The organism is Mesorhizobium sp. M1A.F.Ca.ET.072.01.1.1 (genome assembly GCF_004023325.1).
Classification (GTDB): Bacteria; Pseudomonadota; Alphaproteobacteria; order Rhizobiales; family Rhizobiaceae; genus Mesorhizobium.
The window spans coordinates 26723-37778 of sequence record NZ_RZSF01000027.1; the positions used below are offsets into that span (position 1 = coordinate 26723).

Consider the following 11056-nt stretch of genomic DNA (forward strand, 5'->3'; position numbering starts at 1 on the left):
AGAAGAAAGGTCCAGCTATTCGTCGCTCGATGTGCCCCGGGCGCCCGGCGCTTCGGCCGCCGCCTTGCGGCGCGCCTCGATGCGGTCGTGGCGCTCGACACCGATCAGCTCGGCGACGCGCCAGACGGTGTTGTCCTCGAGCTCGTGCAGCTCGCCGTCGGCGTAGACGATCTCCCACATCAGGCCGATGAAGGCCTTGCGCGCCTCGGCATCCAGATGGCGCTTGAGCACGCTGGTGAAGGCATAGAGGTCGATCGCCTCGTTATCGGCACGCTCGCCGGCGGCGGCCAGCGCGTCGAGCTCGTCGCCGCTGATCGAATAGGTCTCGGCCAGGATCTCCTTGAAGCGCTCCCACTCGATATCCTGGCGCACGCCGTCGGCGTTCATCACGTGATAGAGCAGCGCCGAGGCCGCGACGCGCGGATCGTCCGCGCTTGGCTTGCTCGCGCCCGCAGCAGGCAAATCCTTCAGGAAGGACAATACGCGTTCGAACATCGATGCTTTTTCCCTGTCCGCCAAGCCGAGCCTCAAAACAAACGAAACCGGCGCGGCGATTTTTCCGCCTCGTCTTCCGGCGTCACGCCGGGATCATCCGGCAAGCGCGGCAACTCCGGCGCCTGCTCGACCACCGTGTCATCGGCGGCGGCGACCGCGGTTTCCCTCTCGATGCCGTTCGGCGCCTCGGCGGCCGCCTTCTCGGCCGAACTATCGGGCTCAAGGTCGATCGCTCTCTCGTCAGCCGGCAAAGCGGGCGCCGATGCAGCGATCGCGGGAACCGCCTCCTCAACCGCGCTGTCGATTAGTTGCCCGAGCCGCTCCATCGGCGCGCGCCAAGTGAACGCGTCGAGCTTGCCGGTGATCGGCGATACCGGCGCCCAGCGCTCCGAGACGACACCGTCCGCCACCCAGGCCGGATCGCGCGGCGCGCGCACAGCCTTGGACAGCAGCTGCCGCACCTTGCCCTGGTCGCCATTTTCGGCCTCCTCGATGTCGGCCAGCAACAGATAGGCGCCTTCGCGGCGATCCATGCGGATTGCGGATTCCGCCTCGCGCCTGGCGGTGGCGAAATCCTGCGCGTCGAGCGCGGCGCGCGCCACCGCCATCGACGATTCGGCATGGTTCTTCTTCAATTCCTGCAGCTTTTTCGCCCGGTTGAGGCGATCGAGCACGGCATCGCCCGGCCTCGCATGGATGTAGAGCTCGGCAATATCCGGATGCGGTTCGGCCCGCCAAGCGGTCTCCAGGATCTTGGAACCCTTGCGCACATCGTTGTGCTTAATCAGCAGGTTGGCCGCGATCACCGCGGCCGGCGCGAAATCGGGCGCCAGCTTGTTGGCTTCGAGCGCCGCGGTCCGGGCAGCGTTCGGATCGCTGTCGACCAGCGCCTGCGCCTTGGCAGTGAGCAGCACGGCGCGGCGGCGGTTGGCGGCATCGCGTTCGATTTGCCTTGTCGATTTCTGCGCCTCGACCAGCTTCAACGCGCCGTCCCAGTCGCCGCGCTCGGTCAGCTCTTCAAGCGTCGATTCCGCCGCCCAGGCAAGCTGCGGTGCCACAGCTGCGGCACGACCGGCATAGTGGCGCGCGGCGTTGCGGTCGCCCAGTCGCTCAGCTTCGAGATAGAGCCCGCGCAGGCCGAGCAGCCGCATCTCCGGATCATCGAGCATGCGCTCGAACTTTTCCCGCGCACCGTCATGGTCGCCTTCGAGCAGCGAGGCCTGCGCATCGAGCAGGTTGATCAGCGGCTCTTGGTCGGAACTGATCAACTTGGCGGCCTCCTTGGTCTTCTTGCGCGCCAGCGCGCCGTCGCCGGCGCCGGCCGCGATCATCCCCGTCGACAGCGCCTGGTAGCCGCGGTCGCGGCGGCGCACCCGGAAATAGCGCGAGATCGCATAAGGGCTGTTCCACAGCGACTTGATCAGCCACCAGACGATCATCACCGCTGCGACCACGGCGACGATCGCCACCGCCGCCACCATCAGCGTGACCTGGTACTGGTAACCGTTGAAGGTGACGATCATCTCGCCCGGCCGGTCGGCCAGCCAGGCAAAGCCGAGCCCCAGCGCGAAGACGACGGCGAGGAAGGCGAGGATGCGGATCATTTGACGGTCCTCATGCCTTGGTCGCGCCGCCAATCAGCGCTTCGATCTGCTTTTCGACCTCGAGCCGCGCCTTCAGTTTGCCGGCGAAGTCGGCGCCGGCCGCCTTCGACGCATCGGGCAGGGTATCGTATTCGGCGAGAGCCTTGGCATAGTCGCCCTGGCTGACTGCCACTTCAATGCGCGCGACGGTTTCCGGCACGCCCTTGCCTTCGACGGCGCCGACCGGCCGCACCTGCACCAGCGATTTCGCGCTCGACACGAGGCTTTGGAAGAAGCCGGCATTCTGGTCGACCGGCGTTGCCGCTTCGATCATGGCGTTGGCGGCGGCTTCGGCCTCGGAAGCGATGGTGGCTCGCGTGGGCACGCCTTTTTCCGCATAGCCGCGCAGAACGCCAAGCTCCGGCGCGTTGGGCGCAATCGCGGCGAACGTGTCGAGCTCGGTCGCAAACGGCGCGCCGCGATCGAGCGCCGCCTTCAGCGCCGAAGCGGCGATCGCCAACGCGATCTTCGGCTGCGAGGCCTGCGCCTCGACCTTGCCGGAGAGCTGCTGCACCGACTGTTCCAGCGCCGCGATCCGGCTGTCCGCCGCCTTCGCCGCGTCGCCCGCCGATTTCACAAGCGCGTCGAGCCCGGCGAGCTTCTCGTTGAGCGGGGCGAGATCGACCGGTGCAGCATTTCCGGCCTTCTGCAGGTCGGCGACCGACGTCTCGACCTGGCCGACCTTGTCGGTGAGCGCCTTGAGCGCGGCGCCGTCGCCGCCCTGGCCGAGCGAGGATTTCAGCGCCGCGACGTCCGACTTCACCTGGTCGAGCGCCGAGGACAGGCCGTCGACCTTGGCCGAAGCGCCGGTATCGGCCGTTTCCTTGAGTGCCGCGATTTGGCTTCTCAGCGAGGCGATCTCGCCGGTGACGCCGTCGGGCGAGGGCCCGCCGACCGAAGTCGGAGAGCCGAGCAGCCCTACCGCTTGCAGAAGGCCGGCGCCGGCAAGCGCGACAACGCCGCCGATCACGCCGGCGGCAATCACGTTGACGCCTGAGCGCCTGGCGGCCGGGAAGTCGCGATCGTCGCTTCGGGTTTCGCTCGGCTTCGCCGTCGAGGCGGCAAAACTGGTCTTGGCTGCCGACGCATCCTCGAAACTGTAGCCGAAGCTTTTTGGTTCGCTCTTCGGAGCCTCATCAGTGCCCGGATAGGATGCTTCCGCCCCATCCTTGTTGGTTCCAGCCTGGTCAGCTCCGCCCTGTGCCGCGTCGGTGTGTTCCCACGGCTCGATGTCGGCCTGTTCGGCATGGATCGGCTCTTCGGGAGCTTCCGGCTGCGAAGCAGCAGCCCCTTCCTCTGCCTTCGCCTCGTCGGTTCGTTCCGTGTTGGTATCGGTATTGGCGGCATCCTCGTCGGTGATTCGCGAGACGGCGCCGGGTTCGAGTTCGATGGTCACCGGCTCGCGGCGGCTCTTCGAATGTCGCACCTTAGGCGTCTTGACCATGCTTGGGCTCCGCAAATTGGCTTGAGGATGGTTCAAAGGGTCTAGAGCTCAAGGATGCTCTACCACATCACCAAGCGGTGAAAAGGGGCGGTGTGATGACGCGGCTCAGCCCGGTAGCGACAAAAGCTGGAACAGCGCGTCCTCGTCGGGTTGAGAGGCAATGCGAACCTTTTGCCGGCCAACCCCGTCCAATTCCTTGGCGATTCGCGCGGAAAGGGCCAAAAACTCCGCCCGTTCAAAGAGATGCCGCAGTGCTGGGCGCATGGCCAGGCCAATCATCACGGGTGCCGCCTTGGCCGAATAGAGCAGCACTGCCTCGACCGGCGTGCCCGACAATCGGGCAACGACGGCATCGTCGCCATAGTCCAATTCGATGGTGTCGTAGGTCTCGACAGGCCGGACACGCACCCGGGCTGCCGCCAGCCGTTCTTCGAAGACGGGAAAGCGCGCCCGGCCACAAAGATAAACAATCTCCTTGCCCGTGAGTTCGGCGGTTATCTGGCCGGCCAGTGCTTCGGCATCGCCTGGGCCTTCAAAGACGGACGTAAATCCAGCCGCACGGCAGGCTTCCGCAGTCCTTGTCCCGACCGCATGGCAAGGCAGGGCGGCAAGCGCGGCGACCAGTTCCTTGGGCGCATAGCGCACCGCATTGGCGCTGGTGACGGCAACCGCGGCAGCGGCGGGAAGGACGCGTGCCTCGACCGGCAGCTCCGCCGTTTTTGTCAGTGGCAGCAGGACGGGCTGGAACCCCTGGTCCAGAAGCCGCCGGGCCGTTCGGGAGGCGCCCGGTTCCGGCCTCGTCACCAGGACGCGGACCATGTCAGGCCCAGCCGTCGAAGAATTTTGCGCCGGCCTCGGCGCGAACGGCCCGCGCGGCTTCCACGCCGGTATTCGCCGCGTCCCGGGCCGGGCCATTCAATCTGACCTCATGCGACTCGGTGCCGTCGGGCGAGATGATCAGCCCGGCGAAAGACAGGTATTCGTCCGAGACGATCGCATGGCCGGCGATCGGCGTGCGGCAGGAGCCGTCGAGCGCAGCGAGAAAAGCGCGCTCACAAGCCAGCGCCTGGCCGGTCGGCATGTCGTGAATAGCCGCCAACATATTTTCGACCACGCCGTCGCCGATGCGGCTTTCGATGCCGATCGCCCCCTGCCCCGGCGCCGGCGGAAAGACATCCAGCGGCATCAGATCGGTAATCACGCTCTCGAGCCCGAGCCGCTTCAGCCCGGCATAGGCGAGGATGGTGCCTTCGGCCACGCCCTCATCCAGCTTGCGCAGCCTGGTCTGCACATTGCCGCGGAACATCACCACATTGAGGTCCGGCCGCATCCGGCGGAGCAGCGCCTGGCGCCGGAGCGACGACGAGCCGAGCGTCGCGCCATGCGGCAGATCGGCGATCCGCTTCGCGCTCTTGCCGATGAAGGCGTCGCGCGCGTCCTCGCGCGGCAGGAAGACGGAAAGCTCCAGCCCGTTGGGCAGCACCGTCGGCATGTCCTTCGAGGAATGCACGGCGATATCGATGCGGCGGTCGAGCAGCGCTTCCTCGATCTCCTTGGTGAACAGGCCCTTGCCGCCCGCTTCCGACAACGGCCGGTCCTGAATGCGGTCGCCGCTGGTTGAGATCGGCACAATTTCGAAGGCCTGCTCGGGCAGGCCATGCGCCTGCATGAGCCGCGCCCGCGTCTCATGCGCCTGGGCGAGCGCCAGCGGGCTGCCGCGTGTTCCGATTTTCAAGGTTGTTTGCATGGCGCGCGGTCCGTGATAACCCCCCAGGCGATTTCGAGGTTTGCCGAGATTCAGGTCAGGCCGAGCCGAAAATGGCGGATTTCGAGAACCGGAGCGTGCTTTTGGGTACGCGAGCGCCGGAAGCGCAGAAAACCGCCATTTGCAGGCCGGCATCACCTGACTATCGACAGACCTCCTATATAGGAAAGGTCAGAGACACAATCTTCGAGGACAGCGACGAATTGATCCGCGTTCTGGGCATTGAGACAAGCTGCGATGAGACGGCGGCCAGCGTGGTGGCGCTGGACGGCGACTCCGCGCCCGAAATCCTCTCCAATGTCGTCTTGAGCCAGATCGAGGAGCATGCCGCCTTCGGCGGCGTCGTCCCCGAGATTGCCGCGCGCGCCCATGTCGAGGCGCTGGATGGGATCGTCGAGGCAGCGCTGACCGATTCGGCCGTATCGCTCGATGAGGTCGACGCCGTCGCCGCGACTGCCGGGCCGGGGCTGGTCGGCGGGCTGATCGTTGGTCTGATGACCGCCAAGGCGATCGCCGCCGCCGCGAACAAGCCGCTGATCGCCATCAACCACCTCGAAGGTCACGCGCTGACCGCCCGGCTGACCGAGGGGCTCGACTTTCCCTATCTGCTCTTGCTGGTCTCCGGCGGCCACACCCAGATCGTCGCGGTGCGCGGCGTCGGCGACTACCAGCGCTGGGCAACGACCATCGACGATGCGCTGGGCGAAGCCTTCGACAAGACGGCCAAGATGCTTGGCCTGCCCTATCCGGGCGGGCCGAATGTCGAAAAGGCCGCGGCCGGCGGCGATGCGAGCCGCTTTGCCTTCCCGCGTCCGATGAAAGGCTCGGCGCAGCCGGACTTCTCCTTCTCCGGCCTGAAGACGGCTGTGCGCCAGACAGCAACGGCGATCGCGCCGCTCGGCGACCAGGACGTCGCCGACATCTGCGCCTCCTTCCAGGCGGCGGTGGCCGATGCGCTGGGCGACCGTGTCGCGCGGGCGCTCGCCCGTTTCCGCAAGGAATTTCCCGACACGGCAAAGCCGGCGCTGGTCGTCGCCGGCGGCGTCGCCGCCAACCGCACGATCAAGGCGACGTTGGAGGCGCGCTGTTCCAAGGCCGGCTTCGCATTCGTCGCACCGCCGCAAAAGCTTTGCACCGACAATGCCGCGATGATCGCCTGGGCCGGCATCGAGCGGCTGCGCGCCGGGATGGCCGACGCGAGCGCCGCCGACTTCGTGCCGCGCTCGCGCTGGCCGCTGGACAGTGTTTCCGCTCCCTTGGTCGGCTCGGGCCGTCGCGGGGCAAAGGCATGACTGACGCGGTCACGAACGGCGCACAGGCCAAGGCGCCCAGCGGCTGGCGCGTAGCGGTGCTTGGCGGCGGCGCCTGGGGCACGGCGCTGGCGCTCGCCATGCTGCGCGCCGGCCATTTTGTCCGCCTCTATGCCCGCGATCCCGACACCGTCGCCACGATCGACCGTGGCGAAAACCCGCACTATCTGCCCGGCATCGCGATCGAGCCCGGCATCGTCGCCACCAGCGATATCGCTGCTGCGCTCGACGGTGCGAATTGCGTGCTGGCGGTAACGCCCGCGCAATCGCTGCGCGCGGTGCTGGCCGCTGCCGCCGGCCATGTGCCATCCGGCGTGCCGCTCGTCCTCTGTGCCAAGGGCATCGAGCGCGACACCGGCGCGCTGCTGTCCTCGATCGTCGAGGAAAACCTGCCCGACAATCCGGTCGCCGCACTTTCCGGCCCGAGCTTCGCCAGCGATGTCGCGCGCGGCTTGCCGACGGCGGTGGTGGTGGCCGGCCGCGACGGGGAACTGGCGGCGAGATCGGCGGCGCGCTGAAGAACGTCTTCGCCATCGCCGCCGGCGCGGTAACGGGCGCCGGGCTTGGCGCCAGCGCCCAGGCCGCCATGGTGACGCGCGGCTTCGTCGAGCTGCGCCGCATCGGCGCCGCGTTCGGCGCCAGGCCGGAAACGCTGATGGGGCTCTCCGGCCTCGGCGACCTGCTGCTCACCTGTTCCTCGGCGCAGTCGCGCAACTTCGCCTACGGCCTGGCGCTCGGCCAAGGCAAGGAGCTCACCGGCCTGCCGCTCGCCGAAGGCGTGCCGACGGCCGCCATTGCCGCCCGCATAGCCGCCGAGCGCGGCATCGAGGCGCCGATCATTGCAGCTGTCGCCGCCATCCTCGATGGCAAGGTGACCATCGGCCAGGCGGTGACGGCGCTGATGACGCGGCCGCTCAAAACCGAAACCGACATTTGAAGCCTCGGAGTTGAAACATGCTGTTTGCATTGATTTGCAAGGACAAGCCCGGCAGCTTGCAGCTGCGCGCCGACACAAGGCCGGCGCATGCGGCGTTCCTGGAAGGGCTGATCAGCGAAGGAAGACTTGCCTTCGCAGGTCCCTTCCTCGACGCTGCCGGAAAGCCTGACGGAAGCCTGGTGATGATTGAGGCGCCCGACATGGCCGGCGCGCAAGCCCTGGCGGCCGCCGACCCTTATGCCAAGGCTGGCCTGTTCGAAAGCGTCGAAATCCGTCCATGGAATTGGGTCTTCCAGAAGCCCGCCGCCGCGTGACCGGTCGCTGGCGCTCCCGCTCCCCGCGAGAACGGGGAAAGGATAAGGAAGAGCGCCAACGCTTCAATCGTGGCGAACCGACAATCAAGGGGACAACTGAGATGAACTACTGGCTGTTCAAGTCCGAACCTTCGGTCTTTTCCTTCGAGGCGCTGAAGGCGAAGGGCAAGGCCGGCACGCAGTGGGACGGCGTGCGCAACTACGCCGCGCGCAACAACATGAAGGCCATGCAGATCGGCGATCTCGGTTTTTTCTACCATTCCAATGAAGGCCTCGACATCGTCGGCATCGCCGAGGTCTGCGCGCTCGCCCACCCCGACTCCACCACGGACGATCCACGCTGGGAATGCGTCGACATCCGCGCCCGCAAAGACGTGCCGAAGCCGGTGACGCTGGAACAGGTCAAGGCCAATCCGAAGCTGGCCGACATGGCGCTGGTGCGGCTTGGCCGGCTTTCCGTGCAGCCGGTGACGCCGGCAGAGTGGAAAGAAGTCTGCCGCATGGCCGGCCTCGACCCGGCGCCGTGACCAGACTCACTCCCAAAAACGCAAGGACATTCATCCTCGACAATACGGCGCTGATGGCGCCGCCGCACGTGCCGGAAGTGCTGCTGCACCTGGCTGACGAGGCGCACGACCTCTGGCTGCGCACCGAGGAGGAGCTGGCCGAGATCGGCCTGCCGCCGCCCTTCTGGGCTTTCGCCTGGGCCGGCGGCCAGGGCCTTGCCCGCTATGTGCTCGACCATCCGGCGACGGTGCAGGGCAAACGCGTGCTCGACTTCGCTTCCGGCTCCGGCATGGTCGCCATCGCTGCCTTGAAAGCCGGCGCGGCTGAAGTGACCGCGGCCGATATCGATCCCTTTTGCGCGACGGTCATCACCCTCAACCTCGAAGCCAATGGTGTGAAGGCCGATTTCGTGGATGCGGACTCCACCGGCACGGATGACGGCTGGGACGTCGTCTTGGCCGGCGATGTCTTCTACGACAAGCCTTTGGCGGAGAGGCTGACGCCGTGGTTCACGAGCCTTAAGGCGCGCGGCGCCGACATCCTCGTCGGCGATCCCGGGCGCGCCTATCTGCCGAAGACCGGACTGCAATCGCTCGCCGTCTACCAGGTGCCGGTGACGCGCGTGCTGGAGGATGCCGAGGTCAAGCGCACGACCGTGTGGCGATGGGTTTCCGCCGCTTCGGCTTGACGCAGCCGGCGAACAGGGATTCCATCGCTCATCTTTCGGGAGGGGATTCTATGGATTTCTCAACGGTGAACTGGCTGGCAGTGATCGCCGCAGCCGTCGTGGCGTGGCTGTTCGGTGCCGCCTGGTACATGGGCCTGAGCAGGCCCTGGCTGAAGGCGGCAAAGCTCGATCCGGCGACGATGAAGCGCTCGGCCGTTCCGTTCATCGTCAGCTTCGTCGCCGAGCTCGTCATGGCGCTGGTCATGACGCTGGTGGTCGGCGCGATGACCGGCGGCGAGCCCAACCCGCTCGCCGGCGTGATCTTCGGCTTTGTGCTCTGGTTTGGCTTCGTCGCCACCACGTTGTCGGTCAACCACCGCTATCAGGGCTTCGGCTGGGAGCTCACGCTGATCGATGCCGGCCATTGGCTCGGCGTGCTGCTCATCATCGGCGCCGTGATCGGTTGGTTCGGCGCGCCGGCCGCGCCGGCAGGCTAGAGCATTTCCAGGAAAAGTGTGAAACGGTTTCCGTCGGAATTGCGCCCAATAAACAGAGAGAGCGGTCCGGAGCGCCGCTACCCCGCGTCTGCGTCTTTCGTGACTTCGTCGAGAAGCCATTCGCGGAAGGCGACGATGCGCGCGTCGTCCTTCATCGCTTCCGGATAAACCAGGAAATAGGCGAACTCCGGCGCGACCTTGATGCCGAGTTCGAAGGGCCGGATCAGCCGCCCTTGCGAAAGGTCGTTGGCCACCATGGCGAAGTCGGCAAGCGCCACCGCATTGCCGTCGAGCGCCGCCTGCGCGGCATCGGTCGAGGACCCGAAGACAAGGGTGCGGCTGTCGTCGAAATCTTCGACCCCTGCCGCGTGCATCCACATGCTCCAGTTCGGCCAAGTGACGCCCTGCCGGGACCATTCGATATGCGCCAGCGTATGGTGGAAGAGATCGCGCGGCTCCTTCAGCGGCGGGCCTGAGGCGAGCAGCGCCGGGCTGCAGACGGGGATGATGATGTTCTCGAACAGCCGGTGAGCGCAGAGCCCGGGATATTTGCCGGTACCGAAACGAATGCCGATATCGACATCGTCCCGCTCGAAATCCCTGACTTCATAGGTAATGTCGAAGCGCAACTCGACGCCCGGCTTTTGCCGGCGGAAACCGTCGACGCGCCGCATCAGCCACTTGGTTGCGAACTGCGCGTCGAGCGTCACTTTCAGCAGCGCCGTGCCTCTCGCCATCTTGCGCGCGCGGGTAACGGCGCGGCCAAGCAGGTCGAGCGCATCGACCGAGGCTTCGAACAGAACGTTTCCCGCTTCGGTCAGCCGCATGGTGCGGCTGGTGCGCGTGAACAGCACGAGGCCGAGCTGATCCTCTATTTCCTTGATCTGGTGGCTGACGGCCGCCGGCGTCAGGCCAAGCTCGTCCGCGGCACGGGTGAAATTGAGGTGCCTCGCCGCTGCCTCGAACGTCCTCAACGCACGCGTTCCGGGCAGCAAGCGGGCCATCTCCATCTCCAAAAAAAACTTGATGATTAGACAAGAACTACTCGTTTCCCGTTTGTTTTTCAATCCGGCAAGATGGCCGCATCGATAAACCATCAAACCGGATTTGATATCCGGAGAACACGGGATAGAGCCATGACCGAGATCGTCCTGAAGTCTCACGCCGTCCAGAAATCCGACTCCGGCATCGCGCTTTGGCTGCGTTCGGCATTCGAGTGGCTGCGCCAGGCCGGGGTCGCCGCTCGGCTTCCCGACGAATCCGTCGAGGATCTCTCCGACCGTCAGCTGCGCGACATCGGCGTCGAGCGCAGGGACGTCGCAAAGGCGATGAACCGGGAGCTTGGCCGGATCGGATTGCTGGATACCGGCTGGCAGCAGCCTAAGCGGCACTGAGGGAATAGGGGAGTAGGCAGGAAATCTCGCTTCGGTGGACGCGCGTCCTCCGTGACATATCCTACTCCCCTACTCCCCTACTC

At 66.2% G+C, this 11056-nt stretch carries 12 protein-coding genes and 1 pseudogene; 7 read left to right on the plus strand and 6 right to left on the minus strand.

Annotated elements, in window-relative coordinates; translation table 11 throughout:
• Positions 1–15 precede the first annotated feature (15 nt).
• From EOA32_RS06605 to hemC, 5 genes are all read right to left on the minus strand, one after another.
• Positions 16–495, minus strand: coding sequence for a TerB family tellurite resistance protein (locus tag EOA32_RS06605; RefSeq protein ID WP_095779840.1), 480 nt, complete (start codon positions 493–495; stop codon positions 16–18).
• Between the two features lie 32 nt (positions 496–527).
• On the minus strand, positions 528–2099 hold the full coding sequence (locus EOA32_RS06610) for a heme biosynthesis protein HemY (RefSeq protein WP_095779798.1): 1572 nt from the start codon (positions 2097–2099) through the stop codon (positions 528–530).
• Between the two features lie 10 nt (positions 2100–2109).
• A complete protein-coding gene (locus EOA32_RS06615; protein ID WP_128371241.1) occupies positions 2110–3582 on the minus strand; it encodes a COG4223 family protein in 1473 nt (490 codons plus the stop codon).
• 105 nt (positions 3583–3687) lie between these two features.
• Positions 3688–4401 (minus strand): uroporphyrinogen-III synthase, encoded by a 714-nt coding sequence (locus EOA32_RS06620; RefSeq protein ID WP_128371242.1) that lies wholly within the window; start codon positions 4399–4401, stop codon positions 3688–3690.
• A gap of 1 nt (position 4402) precedes the next feature.
• On the minus strand, positions 4403–5329 hold the full coding sequence (hemC, locus tag EOA32_RS06625) for a hydroxymethylbilane synthase (RefSeq protein WP_128371243.1): 927 nt from the start codon (positions 5327–5329) through the stop codon (positions 4403–4405).
• A 224-nt stretch (positions 5330–5553) separates the two neighbouring features.
• On the opposite strand from hemC, the gene tsaD reads away from it, so the two are divergent.
• The 6 genes and pseudogenes from tsaD to EOA32_RS06655 all read left to right on the plus strand — a co-directional run bounded on the left by tsaD (position 5554) and on the right by EOA32_RS06655 (position 9579).
• Positions 5554–6639, plus strand: coding sequence for a tRNA (adenosine(37)-N6)-threonylcarbamoyltransferase complex transferase subunit TsaD (gene tsaD, locus EOA32_RS06630; RefSeq protein WP_179294465.1), 1086 nt, complete (start codon positions 5554–5556; stop codon positions 6637–6639).
• Positions 6636–7594 (plus strand): annotated as a pseudogene (locus EOA32_RS06635) (NAD(P)H-dependent glycerol-3-phosphate dehydrogenase). The gene tsaD and the pseudogene EOA32_RS06635 overlap by 4 nt, the downstream one beginning before the upstream one ends.
• Before the next feature lie 17 nt (positions 7595–7611).
• The gene (locus EOA32_RS06640; RefSeq protein WP_066998315.1) at positions 7612–7908 is read left to right on the plus strand and encodes a YciI-like protein; all 297 of its coding nucleotides are present in this window, start codon (positions 7612–7614) and stop codon (positions 7906–7908) included.
• Positions 7909–8009: 101 nt separating this feature from the next.
• Entirely contained in the window at positions 8010–8435 is a 426-nt protein-coding gene (locus EOA32_RS06645) for an EVE domain-containing protein (protein ID WP_066998318.1), read from the plus strand.
• A complete protein-coding gene (locus tag EOA32_RS06650) occupies positions 8432–9103 on the plus strand; it encodes a methyltransferase (protein ID WP_095782689.1) in 672 nt (223 codons plus the stop codon). The genes EOA32_RS06645 and EOA32_RS06650 overlap by 4 nt, the downstream gene beginning before the upstream one ends.
• 50 nt (positions 9104–9153) lie before the next feature.
• On the plus strand, positions 9154–9579 hold the full coding sequence (locus EOA32_RS06655; protein ID WP_066998322.1) for a DUF1761 domain-containing protein: 426 nt from the start codon (positions 9154–9156) through the stop codon (positions 9577–9579).
• A gap of 77 nt (positions 9580–9656) precedes the next feature.
• On the opposite strand, the gene gcvA is transcribed toward EOA32_RS06655, so the two are convergent.
• Positions 9657–10583, minus strand: coding sequence for a transcriptional regulator GcvA (gene gcvA, locus EOA32_RS06660; protein WP_128371244.1), 927 nt, complete (start codon positions 10581–10583; stop codon positions 9657–9659).
• Between the two features lie 132 nt (positions 10584–10715).
• Here gcvA and EOA32_RS06665 point away from each other — a divergent pair, with 132 nt between their 5' ends.
• Entirely contained in the window at positions 10716–10973 is a 258-nt protein-coding gene (locus tag EOA32_RS06665) for a DUF1127 domain-containing protein (RefSeq protein WP_127404074.1), read from the plus strand.
• Positions 10974–11056: the final 83 nt, after the last annotated feature.